Consider the following 19,795-nt stretch of genomic DNA (forward strand, 5'->3'; position numbering starts at 1 on the left):
ATTGCAACACTACACTAGCGCACGTTGCACGGGGGCTAGAGGCCGATTTGATACAGGGATCGTCCAGCGCGCGGCGCTACGGGCCTGTTCCACCAACCCGGAAAATTTTTGGTACTGCGCCAAGGTGGCGGCGCCGACACCCTGCAACGGCAGCAAGCCGTCTTGCCAGGCGCCGTTGAAAAACAGGCGCTCCTGCGGGCTGTGGCACAGGTGACGCTCCTCGTATTCCCAGCGGCCCGCGACGCGGCGGCGCAAGCCAAGTTCTTCCAGCAAATCCTGCACCTCGGGCGCATCGTCACTGGGCAGCGGCAGGTAATGCGCGCCCAGCGGGCAGGCGATGCCGTTCACCGCGCCGCCGCGGCTGTTGCCGCCCGCCGTGTCTTCCAGCTCCAGCAGGGCAAAGTCGTCCTGGCCTTGTAGGCGCAGGGCACGGGCTGCGGCCAAGCCCGCGACACCGCCGCCTGCGATGATCACGTCCGTCTTGCGCGTGACGGACGGGCTGGGCCACGTCTTGTTGTCCCGCAGCAAGTGCCCGCGCTCATGGTTGATGCCGGTGAAGCTGCCGGTGATTTCTTCGGGTTTTTCGCAACCTAGCAGGGGCAGGGTCGAGGCTGCGATGAAGTGGCGGCGCTTCATGATTCCGCTTTTGCCGCGTGGTAAGGTGATTGGCGGTTGTTACACCTCGCTTGTCCCCACTCACTCCCCCCCGCCCCTCTCCCGCCCCGCTGGGTGGAAGAGGGCGCCTCATTTGACCCCAGGCCTTCGGCAACGGGGAAATCGGGGAAGGTTGCGACTGCGGTGGCACGCTACGGCCCAGGGAAACGGTTGGGGCTGCCTCCCACGCTGTGGTCCGGCACCGGCTGCCGCTGCGCGGCTGCGAGGAGACAAAAAAAGACGTCGCGCTCAGTGCCCCCCTCTCAACCCACTCGCCTCCGGCGCTCGAAACTCGCGCCTTGAATTCTTGCCGCGCCAAATACAGTCGTAACCGTCCCCGATAAATCCGATCCCGGCGCGGGCGATCAAATGAGGCTCCCCCTTTCCGCCCCGGTGGGGGTGGAAAGGGGGCTGGAGGGATAGAGAGGGAAGAAAATTCACCGCCCCACCTTGCCCCATTCCGCCTCATACGTCGTCACCAGCACCTGATTCGACAAACGATTGACCTCGGCCGGCACGCGCGCCATATCCAGCGGAAAGTCAAACAGCAAGGGCAGGCTGTGCGGGCTCAAGAAGCGCAGGCCTTCGGGGAGGGCAGTCGGCAGCCGGTACGGCCGGCGGCTGGCGATCACGTAGCCCCACTCTCCAAAGCTCGGCACATGCGCGTGGTAGGGCGTGGCCGTGAGTCCGACCGATTCGATGGTGCTGACCACGGTCCAGAAACTCTTGCGCGCCACCAGCGGCGAGGTGGTCTGGATCACGGCGTAGCCACTGGCCGCCAGGTGCCGATCGAGCAGAGCGTAAAACGAGTTGGTGTAGAGCTTGCCGATGGAAAAATTGGTCGGATCGGGAAAGTCCACGACGATCACGTCAAAGGTCTCGGCGTTGCTCTCCAGCCAGCTGAAGGCGTCGGTGTTGATGATCTTGACTTTGGGTGAGTGCAAGGCGCCGCCGTTGAGTTGCACCAACGTCGGCTGTTTTGAGAAGAGCTCGGTCATGGCCGGGTCCAGCTCGACCAGCGTGACGCTTTCGACACCGGGGTACTTGAGGATTTCGCGCACTGCCATGCCGTCGCCGCCGCCCAGCACCGCCACCTTTTTGGGGGCGCCACCGGTTGCCGAAAAGGCCGCCATCACCGGGTGCACCAGCGCTTCGTGGTAGCGGTATTCGTCGCGCTGCGCAAACTGCAGATTGCCATTCAGAAACAGCCGGTAGCCAGTCCGGCCTTCGCCGCCGCCGTAGGTCACCACGATGCGCTGATAGGGCGAGGTGCGGGCAAACACTACGTGGTCCTGGTACATCTTGTCTTCGGCCCAGGTCGTGATGTGCTCGGCGGCGGCCATGCCGCCCGCCAAAGCGCCCAGCGTGGCGACGCAGGCGAAGGCGTGCGCCCTGAACTGGCGCAGCTCATGGCGAAACAGCCACAGCGCCCACAAGGCCACCGCCGCGTTCATCAGCCCGAACAGCAAGCCGGTGCGGATCAGGCCGAGCTGGGGCACCAGCACCAGCGGAAAAGCCAGCGACACGGCCAGCGCCCCCAGATAGTCAAAGGTGAGCACCTGCGACACCAGGTCTTTGAGCGCCACATTGCGCTTGAGGATGCGCATCACCAGCGGAATCTCCAGCCCCACCAGCGTGCCGACCGCCAGCACCAAGCCGTAGAGCAGCAACCGGAAAGAACCCGGCAGCCCGGCATTTGCTATAAAAAGCAGAGCGGGTAACGTACCACCGACAAGGGCTACCAGCAGTTCTATGCGCAAGAAATGGGCGGGCAACTGGCGCTCGAAGAAACGCGACAGCCAGGAACCCACGCCCATGGCAAACAGATAGGTGCCGATGACGGTGGAGAACTGCAGCACCGAGTCGCCCAGCAGATAGGACGCGAGTGCGCCGGCCGCGAGTTCATAGACCAGGCCACAGGCCGAGACGATGAAAACCGAGGCCAGCAGGGCGACTTCAACCGGGCGCGGCCCGTTCAGCTTCTCACTGCTCATCCATGGATGGCGGCAGCCACGATGATGCAAATGCCCAGCGACATGGCGGCCACGACCAGCGCCAGCGCCACGTTTTGCTTCTCAATAATTTCTTCCCACAGCTTGTAGGGCGTGAGCTTGTCGATGATCATAAAACTCAGCCAGAAAATGATCACGCCCATCAGCGCAAACACGATGGAGCCTAAAAAAGCCCCGGGTCTCATCCATTCCATATCCATGCTGATCTCCTTCAAAAATATCGAGTTGCGTGGAGCGACATCGGGCGCGTCATTTGTGCCCGCCGCCGCTGGAGAAGCCGCCAAATGAGCCGCCTGAACTGCGCGCGCTGCTGCTGGCGCTGCAGTTCTCGGTGGCCGGGTCACAGCGCGAACACCGGCTTATCAAGAACAGGAACAGCAGCAGGATGAGAAAGAGCACGACGACCGTGCCGAAGCCCATCGCCTTGGCGACGGCATCGCTCTCCATCTGGCTGCCGACCGACCAGGTCACTTCATTGGCTGACTGCTCCAGCGACAGCAGGCTTTTGCCACTGGCGAAATCGCGGTTCGAGGTCTTCTGGCCGCGACTGACCTGCCAGTAGAACTCACCGGCCACATAGGTGGTCTCGGCGTTGTAGCTTTCTTTCAGCTGGTAGTGGGTGCCCAGATAAGTGGCCGTCCGGCCGTTCTCGCTCATCACGGGCGCGCCGGTGGTGGGCTTGACCACACTCCAGCCTTCGGTGGAATCCACCAGAAAGGTAAAGCCGCGCCGGGCGTTGTAGAGCAAATATTCTTCCCAGCCAAACTGCTCGTCCGGGTCACTCGGGTCGCCAGGGTCATTGCCCATGCGATGCTGGAAGCCCACCACCTGCCAGTCCAGGCCCTGCAGCCGGCCGATCGTGCCGAGGGCGATCAGGGGCGCCACCGGCTCGTCCTGGATCGCGTGCTTGAGTTCGGCGCCCACGCCCTGCGACATGTCAATGAGACTGTGGCACGACGCACAGCTAATGCTCTTGCTGCTGGCCAGCAACACCGCCACAGGCGCGCCGCACTGGGGGCAGTTGAACTGGCGGCCCTTCTCATCCTTGACCGACTCGTCACGCAGGCCGGAGAGCTTGAGCTCGTCCAGCAAAACCGGTTTGCCGATGGACACGCTGGGCGGCCGGCTGCCGTAGTCAATGCTGAGCACCGACTCCTCCCGGCCGATGCTGCCGCTGCCCTGGCTGCGCAACTCCACCATGGCAAATGGCTTGCCCAGCTCAGGCAGGCGCGGCAGTTCGCCCTGCGCCGAGATCAGCGCCACCTGCTGGTTCGAGGCGACGCTGAAGGATTGGCCGTTGATGGCAGTGGTGCCACCGACGCGGAAGTGTGCGGCCTCTGGCAGTTCACGCTGGCTTGCCAGCGGCGTGCTGAACACATACGCGCCGTTGTCTTCACTCAGATAGGCGCTGCTGCCGTCATCCAGCACCGCATGCCACTCGGTCCAGGTGCCCTCGCCGTACTTGTACTGCAGGCGGCCGACCAGGGTGAAGGCCTTGTTGTTCCAGCTGCCCCTGACCATGAGTTGCAGCGGGCTGTGGTCGTCAAACAGCTCGGCCATCTTGCCGATGCGCGCCAGCGTCTCGCCGTTGCGCATGACAGTGCTCTGGCAATAGGCGCAGACCGCGTGCGTGGACTGGGCGCTGCGAAACTCGACCGGCGCGCCACAGCCCGGGCACGGAGCCCAGTAGATGCGCTGGGAGGATTCGATGACCACGCTAGACAGAAATGAGAGCAACTGGCCCCGTTCAGGTTGAACGGGAAAAAGTCAGACCAGCTTCTTCAGCAGTTCGGCCTTCTTCGCGTCAAACTCTTCCTGCGTCAGGATGCCCTTGGCTTTGAGCTCACCCAGTTTTTCCAGCGTCGCCATCACGTCTTCGGCTTTCACACCAGCAACCTGGGCCGCGCCCGCCGCGGCGTGGCCGGCAGTGCCCTGCAAACCGGCTTGCAGGTTTTGCGCCAGCACCTGGCCCAGGGCGACACCGGCGCCCAGCCCCATGGCGTCGCCCGCGATGCCGCCACCCGCCGCCGCGCCTTCGGCAAATTTGGGGATCGCCTGGGCCGTCTGGTACTGCATGAATTGCGCCATGTCCTTGCCGACCATGCCCATGCCGATTTTCTGGTCGAGTATTTTTTGCAGCTCTTCCGGCAGCGAGAGGTTTTGTACCGTCATGCCTTCGAGCTTCAAGCCGATCTTGGCGAACTCGGGCGCCAGTTGTGTCGTGAGGGCCTGGACAAACATCAGCTGGTTGGCCGCCAGGTCCAGAAACGGAATGCCGCTGCTGGCGATCGCGTTGCTGATGTTTTGCAGCACGAGGCCGCGCAGCTGGCCGTCCAGATCACCCACGCCATAGCGGTCGCGCGTGCCCGAAATCTCGGTGTGAAAGAGCTTGGGATCGGCCACGCGGAACGTGTAGTTGCCAAAGGCGCGCAGACGCAAGGCGCCAAAGTCCTTGTCACGAATCGTGATGGGCTGCGGTGTGCCCCACTTCTGGTCGACCTGCTGGCGCGTGCTGAAAAAGTAGACATCGCTCTTGAAGGGCGACTCGAACAGCTTGTCCCAGTTCTTCAGGTAGGTGAGTACCGGCAGGGTCTACGTCGTGAGTTTGTGGGTGCCGGGGCCAAACATGTCCGCCACCTTGCCCTCGTTCACAAACAGCGCCAGCTGCGACTCGCGCACGGTGAGTGAGGCGCCGTTCTGGATCTCCATGTCGGCCATCGGAAAGCGCCAGGCCAGTGTGCCGTCCTGGCTTTCAGTCCACTGAATAATGTCAATGAACTGTTTCTTGATGAAGTCCATCAGTCCCATGTGCGGCTCCTGTAGATGAGAACGAAAAGGAATGATACCCGGCGGCCTGCTCGGCCCGGAGGCTAGATTTTGTTCGCCTTGAAGGGGCTGGATTCGATGAATTTGAAAAAAATTCGCATCAGTTCGGGATCGTGTTTTTCCCCGCTCTCCTGATGCAGGATCGGCATGATTTCGGCGTGCGTTTTCGAGCGATGGTAGGACCGGGTCTGGGCCATGGCGTCGTAGCTGTCGGCGATGCTGATGATGCGGGAAAAGATTGAAATGGCGTCTCCCGCGAGGCGGTCCGGATAGCCTGTGCCGTTGTAATGCTCGTGGTGGTGCCGAATGACCAAAGCGGCGTGTGTCGAACCTTCGAGCTCGGTCGCGGCCATGATCTTTTCCCCGATCTCGGAGTGCTGCTGCATGATCTTCCACTCGGCGCTGTCAAATTGCGCAGGTTTCAGCAGGACATGGTCGGGGATGCCAATTTTGCCAACGTCGTGGAACGAGGCGGCAATCCTGAGAATGCCGAGCTCTTCATGGGACAGACCGCAACCCACCCCGATGGCCTCGGAGAGACCGCGCACACGCTCGGAATGCAGTCGTGTCAAGGAGTCCCGGTAGCCCAGCGCAACCGACAAGGCTTTGGTGTAGGTGAACAGCGCCGTATAGATCGGGTCGTCCGGTTCCAAGTGTGAGCCTCCCGCAGAAAATCCAAGTATGACCGATTTTGCCGATGCGACCGATGTGCAATGACCCCAACCGCCCTACGGCGTTACCGCAGAGGCCCCGGTTTTCGCTGACCCAGGGTGACGCTGGCCTTCCCGTCTCGATAGCCCCTATCAATCGCTTAGCAAAAAGCAATTGGCTTTGTTAATTTACAATCTCTACCATTCGTCCTGTGCTGATTGAAATCTTCTATCAGCGAACCGTTCAACCCACAGGAGCTCACCATGACTGCCGCCCAACGCCCCGAGATCAAGACCCTCGCCAACCTCGAATCCGCCTTTGCCGGCGAATCCATGGCGCACATCAAATACCGCTATCTCGCCAAACTGGCGCGCGAGATGGGTGACGAGGACACGGCCCGCACCTTTGAAGCCACCGCTGACCAGGAGCTGATGCACGCCTTTGGCCACCTGGATTTGCTCTACCCCAAGGCCAGCATGACGTCGGCCCGCGCGCTGCAAATCGCCATCGACGGCGAAACCTACGAGTACAGTGAGATGTACCCCGGCTTTCGCAAGACCGCGGAGGAAGAAGGCCACGCCGCTGCCGTGGCCGAGATCGATGAGCAGATTGAAGAAAGCAAGGTGCACGCGGCCACCTTCCGCGCCACGCTGGAAAAAGCCCAGAAGCGCTTTGCCGCGCTGGCCAAGGTGGAAGAGCGCCACGCCAGGCACTATCAAGAACAGCTGAACAAGGTGACGGCGCAGGCTGCGGTATAACCTTCGGCGCAAGCAATTCGCTATATATTTAGTAGCATATTACGCATATCCAACGGGGGCTACGGCCCGATTTAACCAATACTTGCGGAAACATCCCATGAAAACCTATCTTTGCATTGTTTGCGGCTTCATCTACGACGAAGCCAGCGGCCGCCCGGAAGACGGCATTGCGCCCGGCACCTCATGGGCCGACGTGCCCGAGGCTTGGGCCTGCCCGGATTGCGGTGTGGCCAAGGCTGACTTTGAAACCGTAGAGATCTGAAATGAACCCCATCATCATCATTGGCGCCGGTCTGGCGGGTTGGACCACGGCGCGCGAGTTCCGCAAACTCGACCGCAGCACGCCGGTGATGCTGATCACCGCCGACAGTGGCGACTTCTATGCCAAACCGTCGCTGTCGAACGCGTTTGCGCAGGGCCGTGCTCCGGCGCAGCTGATCAGTACACCGGCCACCAGGATGGTGGAGACGCTCCAGCTCATCCTGCTCGCCCACACGCGGGTGACGGCCGTCAACCCGGTGACCCGGATGATCAGCACCGACCAGGGTGCGTTCGGTTACAGCCAGCTGGTGCTGGCCACGGGCGCGCAGCCGATTCGGGTGCCGCTCGCGGGGGACGCGGCAGACCAAGTGCAGTCCATCAACTCACTCGACGACTTTTCGGCGTTTCACGCCCGTCTGACAAGCGGTAGCAGCCATGAAAATGAGAGCACGTCCGAGCCCGCCGAGCGTCCCAAGAAGCATGTCCTGATCATGGGCGCGGGCCTGATTGGCTGCGAGTTTGCCAACGACTTGGCGGCCACTGGCTACCAGGTGAGCGTGGTAGACCCGGCGGCGGGGCCGATTGCCGCGCTGTTGCCGGCGCACGCCAGCACACAGCTGCGCGAGGCACTGGCGGCGCTGGGCGTGCACTGGCACTTTGGGGCCACGGTGACGGCCATGAACAGGGGCGCCGATGCACACCGTTCTGCGCTCCAGGTCGAGTTGTCAAATGGGCAGTTAGTCCCTGTCGACAGGGTGCTGAGTGCTATCGGTTTGAGAGCGGACACGACACTGGCCCAGGCCGCCGGACTGCGCTGCGAGCGCGGCGTCGTGGTGGATGCCACCCTGCAAACCAGCAGCCCGCACATCTTTGCCCTGGGCGACGGTGCGCAGTACGCGGCCGGCTCCTGGAACGACGCTGGCAGCCCAGCGGTTTCGGGCGGCCGCACCCTGCCCTACGTGATGCCGATCATGAACGCGGCCAGGGCATTGGCGGCCACGTTGGCCGGCACCCGCACCGAGCTGGTTTTTCCGCTGATGCCGGTGCTGATCAAAACCCCGGCGCTGCCGATGGTGGTCGCCGCGCCCGCACCTGGCACGGCCGGTGACTGGCGCAGCGCGGAGCCCGGGCTGTGGCAGTTCATCGACGCGCAGGGTCAAGTGCGTGGCTTCGTACTGAGCGGCCAACACACCAGCCGTCGCGCGGAGCAGGCCAAACGGGTCATCGCCTAAGCGGCGTGCGGCGATGCCCACGAGGCAGCAAGCTTCGTCGGAAAGAACTTAGGGACAGGGCACGCTGCGGCCCACCATCGCGGCGGGCTGCACCCAGGCGTCGAACTCCTGCGCCGTGACATGCCCCAGCGCCAGCGCGGCCTCACGCAGCGTGCTGCCATCGTGGTGCGCGCGCTTGGCGATCTCGGCGGCGCGGTCGTAGCCGATGTGCGGCGCCAACGCCGTCACCAGCATCAGCGAGCGCTCCAGCAGTTCGGCAATACGCTCCCGTTGCGCCTCGATGCCGTGCACGCAATGGCGCTCGAAGCTGCCCATGCCGTCGGCCAGCAGGCGCACGCTTTGCAAAAAGTTGTGGGCAAGCAGCGGCTTGAAGACATTGAGCTCGAAGTTGCCTGACGCGCCGCCGATGCCGATGGCGACGTCGTTGCCCATGACCTGGGCGCACAGCATGGTCAGCGCCTCGCACTGGGTCGGGTTCACCTTGCCCGGCATGATGGAGCTGCCGGGTTCGTTCTCGGGAATCGAAATTTCGCCCAGGCCCGAGCGCGGCCCCGAGGCCAGCCAGCGGATGTCGTTGGCAATCTTCATCAGCGCGACGGCCAGCGTCTTGAGCGCGCCGTGCGCGGCGACCAGACCGTCGTGGCTGGCCAGCGCGGCGAACTTGTTGGCGGCGCTGATGAAGGGCAGGCCGCTGCTGCGGGCCAGTTCGGCCGCCACGCGCTGGCCGAATTCGGGGTGGGTATTGAGACCGGTGCCGACCGCGGTGCCGCCGACGGCGAGCGGGTAGAGCGAGCGCAGTGCGGCCGTGATGACCGCCTCGGCATGGTCGAGCTGGGCGACGTAGCCGGAGAATTCCTGGCCCAGGGTCAGCGGTGTCGCATCCTGCAAATGGGTGCGTCCGATCTTGACGATGTCGGCGAAGGCGATGGACTTCTGCGCCAGCGCGGCGCGCAGATGCGTCAGCGCCGGCAGCAAGGCGCGCACGATGCCAACGCCCGCGGCGAGGTGCATGGCGGTGGGAAAGATGTCGTTCGACGACTGGCCGAGATTGACCTCGTCGTTGGGATGCACGCGGCGCTGCTGACCACGCTCGCCACCGAGCAGCTCGGAGGCGCGGTTGGCCAGCACCTCGTTCATGTTCATATTGCTCTGGGTGCCCGAGCCGGTCTGCCAGACTGACAGCGGGAACTCCTGCTCGTGGCGGCCGAACAGCACTTCGTCTGCTGCCACGACGATGGCTTGCGCCTTGTCCGGCGGCAACAGGCCGAGCTCGCTGTTGACGCGGGCACAGGCGGCCTTCACGGTGGCGAGGGCGAGGATGATTTCGTCCGGCATGCGCTCGCTGGAAATGTCGAAGTGTTCGAGCGAGCGCTGCGTCTGCGCGCCCCAGAGCCGGTCGGCGGGCACCTCGACCGCGCCAAAGGAGTCCCGTTCGGTTCGCGTGGCGCTCATGGCAGGCGCCGCGCTGGGGTCATAGTCACTGCTGTAAAAGCGGTCATTGCCTTGCTCCTGCCTGCTACACGCCTGCATCATAGGCCAAATCCCCGGCATCATGCAGGATTTCTCGCTCGCCAGCGGGAAGCGGTCTCGCTACTTTTTACTGTCCGCTGGCGTCGCTGGTTTTCTTGCGCGGATCGCCAAGCACGGTCTGCTCAATCCATGACAGAAAATCTGCAACGACTTCGGCCCGGTTCGTTTCGTTGAACACCTCGTGCCGGGCGCCGCCGAAGACGTGCGATGAAACATTCGTCAGACCCGCGCGCTGATAGCGTTGCAGCAGCGGATAAAACCATTCCAGGTGATTGTTGATGGGATCCTGGTCACCGACGAAGGCAAACAGTGGCAGATCCGCACGGACGCCCTGGTACGCATCCACCGGCGTGGCACGTGCGCACGCCAGCAGCATCGACTGGAACGACGCGGGCGTCACGGTGAAACCGCACAGGGAATCTGCCATATAGGCATCCACCGTGGCGGGGTCGCGACTGAGCCAGTCAAACGGCGTGCGTGGATTCGGAAAGGCGGCGTTGGCGTCTTCGAGCTTCCAGCCGGCCATGATTTGGGTTCCCAGCAGATCAACCGCCGTCGTGCCGGACAGGGCAATACCCTGTACCAGCGCGCTGTGGTCCAGCATATAGACCTGCGTCGCGAACGAGCCCATGCTGTGACCCATCAGGATCAGGGGCGCGCCCGGGTGGCGGGACCGCGCAAATCGGCTGAGGGTCGCCATATCCGCCACCAACGAGGCGAAGCCGCCCGTGCCGAATTCACCCAGCTCGCCGCGACCGGCCGCATCGGCACCATGACCGCGGTGTTCATTGGCATAGACCGCGTAGCCAGCACCGGTCAACGCCTCGGCCAGGGCCCGGTAGCGGCTGGTGTGCTCGCCCATGCCATGCGCAATCTGCACCACGGCCCGTGCCGGGGGTGCGTCCGCATTCCAGCCATAGACCTCCATGGGATAGCCATCATCGGCACTGAGTGGGTAGCGGGACTCGGAAGTTTTCATCGACAGGGGTCCTTTCTTGGAGACGGTTTTATTTCAGCGATTGCGCAGTGAATAGACCAGCGCGGCCAGCGCGATGATGGCGCCCTGCAGCATCAAACGCCCGGGTTCGCCAAGGCCCAGGCTGGTGAGGAAGTTGAACAGGAAGGTCAGCATGAACGCCGCCACGGCGGGGCCTGCCATGCCACCCTTGCCGTTGCCAAAGTTGACCCCCCCCAGGATGGCGGCCGCGAGCGAGTTGAGCGCCAGGTCCTGGCCTAGCGTAATGCTTCCCACGCCGACGAAGCCGACCAAAATGAAGCCGCACAGGACCGAGATCAGCGCCGACACCACATGGCCAAAGAAGATGACGCGCAGGTAGGGAATGCCGGACAGTGCAGCCGCCTGCGGGTTGCTGCCCACGGCATCCAGGTAGCGACCGAAGACCGTGAGCTTCAGCAGAATTGCCGCAGGAACCAGCACTGCCAGCCACACCAGCACGGGCACGGGCACCCCCAGCAGACGCATCCTCGCGAGTTCGCGCAGGAATTCGGGCGCGTCGCCTGGCGCGCGGAACTGGGACAGCGCGACGACGATGCCCGACAGGATCATGGCGGCCGCCAATGTCACGATCATCGACGACGCGCGCGCGCGCACGATCAGTACGCCGTTGACCGCGCCCACCAGCAAGCCCAGCAACACGCACATCAGCATCGCGACCCCCTCGGATACCGGGAAGAAGCCGCTGGTCAGGATGTACGACACGGCCACAATGACGCCGCCCGAAGAAAGATCGATCGATCGCGCGCGCATCACCAGCGACTGGCCGATCACCGCCAGGCCCAGTGGCGCGGCCTGGCGCACGATCAGCGGCAGCAGCATCATAGACAGCAGCTGCGGCCGCATGAACGCCGCCAGCAGGAGCAGGATCAAGGTGCCGGTATAGGCCGGCGGCACGGCCATGGCAAAGAAAGCGATTTCCCGCCAGCGGGGCACGGAGGGGCGCAGCGCGACAACAGCTTGCATGGCAGCTTTCATAGACCCACCGTGACACGCCGTTGGACACACACGGCGGCCAACAGGAGCACGCCGGTCACGGCCCCGCGCAGGAACGGCGAGATGCCGAACAGATTGATACCATTGGTGATCAAGCCCAGGCTCAGCGCGCCCGTCACCACCCCGAAGATGCTGCCAATGCCTCCCGTGAGCTGCACCCCCCCAAGCGCCACGGCCGTCACCGACTCCAGACCAAAAGTCGCCCCCATGCTCGGGTCGCCCGAGGCCACGCGCGCTGCCAGGTAAACACCGGCGACCACCGCCAGCAAGCTGCAGACCACATAAGCCAGCACCACGACCCCGACCGCCCGCACGCCGTTGAGGTGAGCGCTGCGGGCATTGGCGCCAACCGCAAAGATGTGCAGCCCCAGACGCGAGCGGTACAGCAACAGGCCCACCAACGCCGCGCATACCGTACACCACAGCAAGGGTTGTGGCAGGCCCCAGAGGCTGTCATTGGCCAGCATGCCCAAGGCCACGGAAACCCGGCCGCCGGGGATCGGCAGCACCAGGTAGGCGAAGCCTTGCAGAAAGGTCATGGTGCTGAGTGTCATGATCAACGGATGGATGCCGGCCACTGCCACACCCACCCCATTCACAACCCCGACCACGAGCCCGAGGGCCAGTGCCAGCCCGATGCCCCACAGCGGGTCGGGCTGGGTGGCGACGATGCACCCCGCGATACTGACCACCGAACCGACTGACAGGTCGATGCCGGCGATGAGTGCGACCACCAATTGCCCCAGGGTCACGATCAGCAAGGCCGCGGTCTGGCCGCTGATATTGGCCAGATTCTGTGCTTGCAAAAAATTGGGCGCCCCCAGCGCAAGGATTGCGAACAGCAACAAGGGCAAACCCACGGTATAGCGACTGATGCCCGAACGTACCGACCTCATGCCATCACCTCGCTGGAGGCTGGCAACGCGGCCATTGGCGCCGCAACATCCGCGAGCGCCAGCGCCAGAAGACTTTCTTCGGTCGCCGTTTCTGCAGCCACGTCGCCCACAATGCGCCCACCGCGCACCATCAAAATGCGGTCGCACAGGCCGATCAGTTCGAGCAGGTCGCTCGACAGGGCCAACACGGCGCCGCCTTGCTGCACAAACTCGCGTAGCAGCGCGTAGATCTCGGCCTTGGCACCTACATCGACGCCGCGTGTCGGCTGCTCGACCAGCAGGGTATCAACGCCGGCGGCAAGCCAGCGCCCGATCATCACCTTCTGCTGGTTACCGCCCGACAAAGCACTCACCTCCTGCGCCAAGTCGCGGGCGCGCAGCTGCATCCGCTGGGCGATGCGCGCGACGACACTGACGTCGCGCGGGGCCCGGCGCAACAGACCCATGCCGCGAAAACCGCCCAACCAGAAGTTATCCCTGATCGGGAGCTCCAGGTACAGGCCTTCGAGCTTGCGATCCTCCGGGATCAATCCGACACCTTGCTCCACGGTGCGCACGACACCGTCGCGCGGCTCGAAGCGCCCGGTCCTGCCGTCGCTTTGCGTGCGCAGGATGTCGCTGTGAAACGGACTGAGCACGCCCGCCAGGGCGCGGACAATTTCACGCTGCCCCTGCCCCTCCAGGCCACCCAGGCCAACAATCTCGCCACGGCGAAGCACCAGGCGGGCCGTGGGACCGCCCGGCACGGGCGTGAGGCTGCGCACGTCGAGCGCGACCGCGCCCGGCTGGCTGCGCGAGCGCGCGGGAAACAGGGCTTGCAGCGGCCGCCCGACCATCAAGGTGATCAAACGGTCCGTTGTCAGTGCTTCGGTCGGCAGGGTGGTGACCAGGTGGCCGTCCTTGAGCACCGTCACGGTGTCACAGAGCCGGAAAATTTCGTCCAGTCGATGGCTGATGTAGAAGACCAGCTTGCCTTGCGCCTTCAAGGCCTTGATCAGGGCCTCCAGCTTGTCGACCTCGGCCCGATTCAACGGTGCGGTCGGTTCATCGAAGATAAAGACCTTCGCATCGGTGGATACGCCCTTGGCGATTTCCACCAGCTGCTGCTCACCGATGGTCAGGCTGCCACAGGCGCGCTGCGGATCCAGATCGATGCCGATGCGCTGCAAAACCGCACGCGCTTCGCGCAGCATTCCCGTGCGGTTGAGAATACCCATCCAGGTCGGCTCACGGCCCAGCAGCAGGTTTTCGGCCACGGTCAGGTTCGGCAGTACCGTCAGTTCCTGAAAAACCGTGGAAATGCCCGCTTTGCGCGCCGCCGCCGGACTGCTCAGGCGAAGCACCTCGCCACCAATCACCAGTTCACCCGCATCGGGCTGGTAGACGCCCGCCAGCAGCTTCATCAGCGTGGACTTGCCGGCGCCGTTCTCACCCGTGATGGCATGGATCGAGCCCGCGCACCCGGCAAGACTGACGTTGCGAAGTGCGACGGTGTGCCCGAAGGTCTTGGAGATGCCACGCACGACGATCGGATCATGCAGGCCGCGGCCGACCGGCGTCGTGGGGAGCAGTGCGTTGACGGACATGGCACCCCCTCGCTCAACGATGGAACATCTCTTTCAACTTGGCTTCAGGTAACGTCGAGGGCAGCCAGTAGGCATCGTTGAGATCGGGCCGGAAATACTTGTCGAGATCGCGCTGGGTGATCGCCTCCGGGGAAGAAAAGTACGACTTGTACAGCGGCTTGCCTTCAAGCAGTGCCACCGAAGCGCGCACGACCGCGGCCCCCAGGCCCGGCGTGAACTGTGGTGCGACACTCTTCACGCCGGTTTGCTTCCAGGCGCGCAGGAAACCATTGTTGCCTTCGCCGGTCATCGGCACCAGCGCTTTGCCGCTTTCCTTGAACACGTCCAGGCAAGCCCGGGTCATCTCCGCGCCGGAAAACCAGATGCCATCGACCGCATTACCCGAAAGCACCAGGTTCTCGCACAGTTGCTTGCCCTTCGCATAGCCCCAGTCACCGAAGACTTCATTGGTGACCTTGATGTCGGAGCCTTCCAGCGACTTGCGAAAGCCGTTGTAGCGCAGGGTTTCCTCATCCACCCCGGCTATGCCGCGAAACGCCCAGACATTGCCCTTGCCCTTGAGTTCCTTGCGCAGAAAATCGCCGCCCTGCTTGCCAAACAATTCTCCGCCGGCGCCAATCTCGACCGTCGATTGCATGGCTTTGCCAAAGGCGCCAAAGATCACCACCGGGATGCCCTGCTTGGCGGCCTTCTCGATCAGTGGCTTGCCGATGGCACCCGAGATCGGACCGATGATGATCGCGTCGACCTTTTTCGTGAGCAAGTCTTCAACGTCGGCGACCTGCTTGGCCGCTTGCCAGTTGGCTTCCACGAAGATGAATTCGCCGACCTCCTTGTGCAGCGACGCCTCGTATTTCATTTCTTGGATCATCTGCACGATCCAGGTATTGCCCACGCCACCGAACGACACCCCGATGCGCCAAGGCCCGGCTTTTTTGAACTGGTTGGGCTGGGTTTGCTCCTGGGTTGTCGGGGTCAGCAAGCCATTGGGCAGCAGTTCGACATCGGCAGCGCGCGCCGGTGCCGTTAAAGCAGCGGCGGTAACCAGGGCACCCAGCGTCAGGGCGGTTCGATCGATAAATTTGGACATGGAGTCTCCTCTATGGGGGTGGTGAAAAAATGGGAAATGGGGAATTGAAAACTTCTGCGGATACCGGCGACCTCAGCGCAGGCTATGGCGGTGATTTGGATTGCGCCTATGCATCGGTCCGGGCCGCCAACGGTTGGCAGGTGGTCACGGATATGCGCCCACTTTGCAATAGGTCCGGACCACGCTGGACTGCGTCACCGGTGCCGGGGGAGCGGACCGCCCTACGCCGTGGCGGAACGGTTCGCGCCGCGCCGCGCGCAGTTGCACTGGCTGGCGATGAATCCGATGAAGGGGCGATTTTTGCACGGTGATTTGTTCTAATGTGTTTCAATCTATTCACTTTAGATCTTTATTGCGCGGTTTGAATCAGTGTTTTCCCTAAACATGGTTCGTTTCTTTTCGAATTAAGGCAAGGCAAATCTTCAGTTTTCAACGTGTTCCGTCAACGTCAACCCGATGATCGCGACCACCGCGTGCAAGCCCGGCGACACGAATGGGGCGACCTTGACGCCTCGTAGCGTCGAGCGTGCACCGGAATATCCAAGCGAGAGGACGCCCATGTTCAAACCTTGCCGAGCATTCAGCGCTGCAAAAACGTTAACGCCCAAAGACCCCTATACGCACATTCACGTACTAGGGTTTTCCCGTGGCGAGGCCTACAATTCCTCTCCCCTACAAACGCTGGCGGGCTGACCTTTCGGTCATACTGATCACAGCAGGAGACAACAATGCCCCATACAACGGCCAATGCCGAAGAAAGACGCGCCGAGTTACGCCGCGCCGCCCTCGAATACCACGAATTTCCTTATCCCGGAAAAATCGCCATTGCCGCGACCAAACAGCTGGTCAACCAGCACGACCTCGGACTGGCTTATTCACCCGGCGTGGCGGCGCCCTGCGAAGAGATCGTCAAGGACCCCAACAACGCCTTCAAGTACACCAGCCGCGGCAATCTGGTGGCGGTGATCACCAACGGCACGGCGGTGCTCGGCCTGGGCGATATCGGCCCGCTGGCGGCCAAGCCGGTGATGGAAGGCAAGGCCGTGCTGTTTAAGAAGTTCGCCGGCATCGACGTGTTCGACATCGAGATCAACGAAAAACACGACCTCGACAAGCTGGTGGACATCATTGCCTCGCTGGAGCCGACCTTTGGCGGCATCAACCTGGAAGACATCAAGGCGCCCGACTGCTTTTATGTCGAGCGCAAGCTGCGCGAGCGCATGAAGATACCGGTGTTCCACGATGACCAGCACGGCACGGCGATCACCGTCGGCGCGGCCATCCTCAATGGACTGAAGGTCGCGGGGAAAGACCCCAAACATATCAAGCTGGTGACCTCGGGCGCTGGTGCAGCCGCGCTGGCCTGCCTGGGGCTGCTGGTCAAGCTGGGGATTCCGCGCGAGAACATTTACGTGACCGACCTGGCCGGCGTGGTCTATGAGGGGCGCACCGAACTGATGGACGAGGACAAGATTGTCTTTGCCCAGAAAACCTCGGCCCGCACCTTGGGCGAGATCATTGACGGCGCCGACGTGTTCCTGGGCTTGTCAGCCGGTGGCGTGCTCAAAGCCGACATGGTGAAAAGAATGGCCGCCCGACCGCTGATATTTGCCTTGGCCAATCCGACACCGGAGATTCTGCCGGAACAGGTGAAAGCCGTGCGCAGCGACGCCATCATGGCCACCGGTCGCTCCGACTACCCGAACCAGGTCAACAACGTCTTGTGCTTCCCCTACATCTTCCGCGGAACGCTGGATGCGGGCGCCTCCACCATCACCGTCGAGATGGAAATTGCAGCGGTGCACGCCATTGCCGAACTGGCGCAGGCGGAGCAAAGCGAGGTGGTCGCCGCCGCCTATGCCGGTGAGCTGCTGGCCTTTGGGCCGGAATACCTGATTCCCAAGCCCTTTGATCCACGTCTGATGATGAAGATTGCGCCAGCGGTGGCCCAGGCGGCGGCTGACAGCGGCGTGGCCTTGCGTCCGATCAAAGACATGGACGCTTACCGCGAGAAGCTGCAAAGCTTTGTCTACGCCTCGGGCACCGTGATGAAGCCGATTTTCACGGCCGCCAAAAAGGCGCTCAAAAAGCGCGTGGCCTATTCCGAGGGGGAAGACGAACGCGTCCTGCGCGCCGCCCAGATCGTGGTGGACGAGGGCCTGGCCTTGCCCACCCTGATTGGCCGTCCGCTGGTCATCGCCGAGCGCATCGAGAAATTTGGTTTGCGCTTGCGTGAAGGTGTCGATTACAGCGTGGTGAACGTGGAGCAGGACCATCGCTATCGCGATTTCTGGCAAACCTACCACCGCATGACCGAGCGCAAGGGCATCACCGCCCAAATGGCCAAAATTGAAATGCGCCGACGCCTGAGCTTGATCGGCGCGATGCTGCTGCACAAAGGCGACGTCGATGGGCTGATTTGTGGCACCTGGGGCAGCACGGCCTTGCATCTGCAATACATGGACCAGGTGATCGGCAAGCGCGCGGGCGTCAACACCTATGCCTGCATGAATGGCCTGATGTTGCCCGAGCGCCAGCTGTTCTTGGTCGACACCCACGTCAATTACGACCCCACCGCCGAGCAACTGGCCGAAATAACGACCCTGGCCGCCGAGGAAATGATGCGCTTCGGCATCAAGCCCAAAGTCGCCTTGCTGAGCCATTCCAACTTTGGCAGCAGCAGCCAGCCGAGCGCCATCAAGATGCGCCAGACCCTGGAGTTGCTGCGGGCTCAAGCGCCCTGGCTGGAGGTGGACGGCGAAATGCATGGTGACGTCGCGCTCGACGGCAAGGCGCGCGCAGCCCTCATGCCCCACAGCACGCTGTCCGGCGACGCCAACCTGCTGGTGCTACCCAATATTGATGCGGCCAATATCGCCTACAACCTGCTTAAAACAGCAGCAGGCGGCAACATTGCCATTGGCCCGGTACTGCTGGGTGCGGCCAAACCGGTGCATATTTTGACGGCCAGCACCACGGTGCGTCGAATTGTCAATATGACAGCACTCACTGTGGCCGATGCAAATGCCACCCGCCAATTGACACAAGACAAGTTAGCGCCAACTTATAGCTATTAAAACACCTATCTTACTGCCTATTTATTGGGCAGTCACTTGCATTTTCCATGTAAATACGCGACACTACGAACCTTGAAAGTTCCGGGTAAACCCGGAGTGTTGTGGAGATTGTTTTTTTCATGTGGCGCTTAACCAGCTTAAAGTTAGTACTCACTGGCTTTGTGCTTTCGGGGATTTTTGCTACCGCTGCAGTGCAGGCCAAAGGCCCTGCTGCTGCAAACCCCCAGACCACGGTGGCGGTTGCCGAATTGCCCAGGCAAGGCGCGCAAACCTACGGACTGATCTATCAGGGTGGTCCGTTTGCACATGAAAAAGACGGGGTTGTATTTGGCAATCGCGAGCGTTTGCTGCCCGCCCAAAAGCGGGGTTACTACCGCGAATACACCGTCACAACACCAGGTTCGCGCGACCGGGGAGCCCGGCGCATTGTGTGCGGGGGGCAGCCCAGAACACCGGACACCTGTTTTTACACAGCCGATCACTATGCAAGCTTCCGCAAGATCGTGCCGTAATTTTGGTTTTGTCATTTTGGAAAATGAAGCGGGAATGAATATGTCACTTCGTCAAGAAACTCCAGCACCACAGCGTGCTACAGCGGATGCGCCACTACGCGGCGTGAGGCCCAATATCGTCCAGTCGATCCGAGCGTTTCGGGTGCAGGAGCTGCAAGACGCTGCCCAGGCCCTGGGTCAGCATTTTTTGTACGCCAACCTGGCCAATGCCCAGACCAAGCAGGACGTGCTGGACCTGATCGGTCAGCAATTCATGTTGTCCACGCATGTCGGCAAGAACTTTGATGCGCTGTATGACAGCATGACCGACCCGCTGCACAAATCAGGCCCCCAGCCTGGCTTTATCGCGGTTCTGGAGCACATCCCGGCCAATACCAAGTTCGACAAGGAAGCACGCGAGCAGTTGCTGGATATTTTCCGGGACGCCTCAGATTACTGGGGGGATCGAAAGATACCGTTCCGATGTTTCTATTCTTTTCTGTAGCCCGTTCTGCACACACCAGCCAAGCAGAACGGGCGAACGAGGCAAAAGGCACAGACGCGGGCAGTCAGGCCGTGTCCGGCATTGAGCTCACCACCGAATCCGGTGAAAGAATGCCGACCGACAAACTGTTGGACATATCACCCCTGGCGCTGCGCATGAGCAGCCCCTTCAATGCCGGGTATTGGCTGACTGCTGCCTGATAGCGTCAAGTAAGC

Annotated in this window: 16 protein-coding genes and 2 pseudogenes; 6 read left to right on the top strand and 12 right to left on the bottom strand. The window is 62.4% G+C overall.

Annotation, left to right across the window (positions count from 1 at the left end; translation table 11 throughout):
- Positions 1–15: 15 nt before the first annotated feature.
- The 6 genes and pseudogenes from B3V69_RS16680 to B3V69_RS16705 form a co-directional block, all read right to left on the bottom strand.
- Positions 16–636 (bottom strand): annotated as a pseudogene (locus B3V69_RS16680) (NAD(P)-binding protein); the annotation flags it as partial.
- Positions 637–1,091: 455 nt separating this feature from the next.
- Entirely contained in the window at positions 1,092–2,648 is a 1,557-nt protein-coding gene (locus B3V69_RS16685; RefSeq protein WP_296448128.1) for a polyamine aminopropyltransferase, read from the bottom strand.
- Positions 2,645–2,866 carry a DUF350 domain-containing protein gene (locus B3V69_RS16690; RefSeq protein WP_296448129.1) on the bottom strand — a complete coding sequence of 74 codons (222 nt, stop codon included), beginning with the start codon at positions 2,864–2,866 and terminating at the stop codon, positions 2,645–2,647. Before B3V69_RS16690 ends, B3V69_RS16685 begins: the two co-directional genes overlap by 4 nt.
- Before the next feature lie 49 nt (positions 2,867–2,915).
- The gene (locus B3V69_RS16695) at positions 2,916–4,382 is read right to left on the bottom strand and encodes a DUF4178 domain-containing protein (RefSeq protein WP_296448142.1); all 1,467 of its coding nucleotides are present in this window, start codon (positions 4,380–4,382) and stop codon (positions 2,916–2,918) included.
- A gap of 51 nt (positions 4,383–4,433) precedes the next feature.
- A pseudogene (locus B3V69_RS16700) lies at positions 4,434–5,474 on the bottom strand (SPFH domain-containing protein).
- 62 nt (positions 5,475–5,536) lie between these two features.
- Positions 5,537–6,145 carry an HD-GYP domain-containing protein gene (locus B3V69_RS16705; RefSeq protein WP_296448130.1) on the bottom strand — a complete coding sequence of 203 codons (609 nt, stop codon included), beginning with the start codon at positions 6,143–6,145 and terminating at the stop codon, positions 5,537–5,539.
- Between the two features lie 261 nt (positions 6,146–6,406).
- Between B3V69_RS16705 and B3V69_RS16710 the strand changes: the two genes are divergently transcribed.
- From B3V69_RS16710 to B3V69_RS16720, 3 genes are all read left to right on the top strand, one after another.
- On the top strand, positions 6,407–6,901 hold the full coding sequence (locus tag B3V69_RS16710; protein WP_296448131.1) for a rubrerythrin family protein: 495 nt from the start codon (positions 6,407–6,409) through the stop codon (positions 6,899–6,901).
- Between the two features lie 97 nt (positions 6,902–6,998).
- Positions 6,999–7,163 (top strand): rubredoxin, encoded by a 165-nt coding sequence (locus B3V69_RS16715; RefSeq protein WP_296448132.1) that lies wholly within the window; start codon positions 6,999–7,001, stop codon positions 7,161–7,163.
- Between the two features lies 1 nt (position 7,164).
- Positions 7,165–8,394: an FAD-dependent oxidoreductase gene (locus tag B3V69_RS16720; RefSeq protein ID WP_296448133.1), complete on the top strand. Its 1,230-nt coding sequence runs from the start codon at positions 7,165–7,167 to the stop codon at positions 8,392–8,394.
- 48 nt (positions 8,395–8,442) lie between these two features.
- On the opposite strand, the gene fumC is transcribed toward B3V69_RS16720, so the two are convergent.
- The 6 genes from fumC to B3V69_RS16750 all read right to left on the bottom strand — a co-directional run bounded on the left by fumC (position 8,443) and on the right by B3V69_RS16750 (position 15,507).
- The gene (fumC, locus tag B3V69_RS16725; RefSeq protein WP_296448134.1) at positions 8,443–9,846 is read right to left on the bottom strand and encodes a class II fumarate hydratase; all 1,404 of its coding nucleotides are present in this window, start codon (positions 9,844–9,846) and stop codon (positions 8,443–8,445) included.
- 145 nt (positions 9,847–9,991) lie between these two features.
- On the bottom strand, positions 9,992–10,903 hold the full coding sequence (locus tag B3V69_RS16730) for an alpha/beta hydrolase (RefSeq protein ID WP_296448135.1): 912 nt from the start codon (positions 10,901–10,903) through the stop codon (positions 9,992–9,994).
- Between the two features lie 33 nt (positions 10,904–10,936).
- A complete protein-coding gene (locus B3V69_RS16735) occupies positions 10,937–11,905 on the bottom strand; it encodes an ABC transporter permease (RefSeq protein ID WP_296448136.1) in 969 nt (322 codons plus the stop codon).
- An 8-nt stretch (positions 11,906–11,913) separates the two neighbouring features.
- Complete coding sequence (locus B3V69_RS16740) at positions 11,914–12,831, bottom strand: ABC transporter permease (RefSeq protein WP_296448137.1); 918 nt, start codon at positions 12,829–12,831, stop codon at positions 11,914–11,916.
- Positions 12,828–14,417 carry a sugar ABC transporter ATP-binding protein gene (locus B3V69_RS16745; RefSeq protein WP_296448138.1) on the bottom strand — a complete coding sequence of 530 codons (1,590 nt, stop codon included), beginning with the start codon at positions 14,415–14,417 and terminating at the stop codon, positions 12,828–12,830. Before B3V69_RS16745 ends, B3V69_RS16740 begins: the two co-directional genes overlap by 4 nt.
- Positions 14,418–14,430: 13 nt before the next feature.
- Entirely contained in the window at positions 14,431–15,507 is a 1,077-nt protein-coding gene (locus B3V69_RS16750) for an ABC transporter substrate-binding protein (RefSeq protein ID WP_296448139.1), read from the bottom strand.
- A 728-nt stretch (positions 15,508–16,235) separates the two neighbouring features.
- Between B3V69_RS16750 and B3V69_RS16755 the strand changes: the two genes are divergently transcribed.
- The 3 genes from B3V69_RS16755 (at position 16,236) to B3V69_RS16765 (ending at position 19,580) form a co-directional block, all read left to right on the top strand.
- Positions 16,236–18,584 carry an NADP-dependent malic enzyme gene (locus tag B3V69_RS16755; protein WP_296448140.1) on the top strand — a complete coding sequence of 783 codons (2,349 nt, stop codon included), beginning with the start codon at positions 16,236–16,238 and terminating at the stop codon, positions 18,582–18,584.
- A 119-nt stretch (positions 18,585–18,703) separates the two neighbouring features.
- Positions 18,704–19,096, top strand: a complete 393-nt coding sequence (locus B3V69_RS16760; protein WP_296448143.1) for a ribonuclease — start codon at positions 18,704–18,706, stop codon at positions 19,094–19,096.
- A 34-nt stretch (positions 19,097–19,130) separates the two neighbouring features.
- The gene (locus B3V69_RS16765) at positions 19,131–19,580 is read left to right on the top strand and encodes a barstar family protein (protein WP_296448141.1); all 450 of its coding nucleotides are present in this window, start codon (positions 19,131–19,133) and stop codon (positions 19,578–19,580) included.
- Positions 19,581–19,795: the final 215 nt, after the last annotated feature.

Origin of the sequence: Rhodoferax sp. UBA5149 (assembly GCF_002413825.1) — a bacterium.
Lineage (GTDB): Bacteria > Pseudomonadota > Gammaproteobacteria > Burkholderiales > Burkholderiaceae_C > Rhodoferax.

Coding starts and splice junctions, on each gene's coding strand:
- B3V69_RS16685 (WP_296448128.1), bottom strand. CDS start 2,648: ATGAGCAGTGAGAAGCTGAACGGGCCGCGCCCGGTTGAAGTCGCCCTG.
- B3V69_RS16690 (WP_296448129.1), bottom strand. CDS start 2,866: ATGGATATGGAATGGATGAGACCCGGGGCTTTTTTAGGCTCCATCGTG.
- B3V69_RS16710 (WP_296448131.1), top strand. CDS start 6,407: ATGACTGCCGCCCAACGCCCCGAGATCAAGACCCTCGCCAACCTCGAA.
- B3V69_RS16715 (WP_296448132.1), top strand. CDS start 6,999: ATGAAAACCTATCTTTGCATTGTTTGCGGCTTCATCTACGACGAAGCC.
- B3V69_RS16720 (WP_296448133.1), top strand. CDS start 7,165: ATGAACCCCATCATCATCATTGGCGCCGGTCTGGCGGGTTGGACCACG.
- fumC (WP_296448134.1), bottom strand. CDS start 9,846: ATGAGCGCCACGCGAACCGAACGGGACTCCTTTGGCGCGGTCGAGGTG.
- B3V69_RS16730 (WP_296448135.1), bottom strand. CDS start 10,903: ATGAAAACTTCCGAGTCCCGCTACCCACTCAGTGCCGATGATGGCTAT.
- B3V69_RS16735 (WP_296448136.1), bottom strand. CDS start 11,905: ATGCAAGCTGTTGTCGCGCTGCGCCCCTCCGTGCCCCGCTGGCGGGAA.
- B3V69_RS16740 (WP_296448137.1), bottom strand. CDS start 12,831: ATGAGGTCGGTACGTTCGGGCATCAGTCGCTATACCGTGGGTTTGCCC.
- B3V69_RS16745 (WP_296448138.1), bottom strand. CDS start 14,417: ATGTCCGTCAACGCACTGCTCCCCACGACGCCGGTCGGCCGCGGCCTG.
- B3V69_RS16750 (WP_296448139.1), bottom strand. CDS start 15,507: ATGTCCAAATTTATCGATCGAACCGCCCTGACGCTGGGTGCCCTGGTT.
- B3V69_RS16755 (WP_296448140.1), top strand. CDS start 16,236: ATGCCCCATACAACGGCCAATGCCGAAGAAAGACGCGCCGAGTTACGC.
- B3V69_RS16760 (WP_296448143.1), top strand. CDS start 18,704: ATGTGGCGCTTAACCAGCTTAAAGTTAGTACTCACTGGCTTTGTGCTT.
- B3V69_RS16765 (WP_296448141.1), top strand. CDS start 19,131: ATGAATATGTCACTTCGTCAAGAAACTCCAGCACCACAGCGTGCTACA.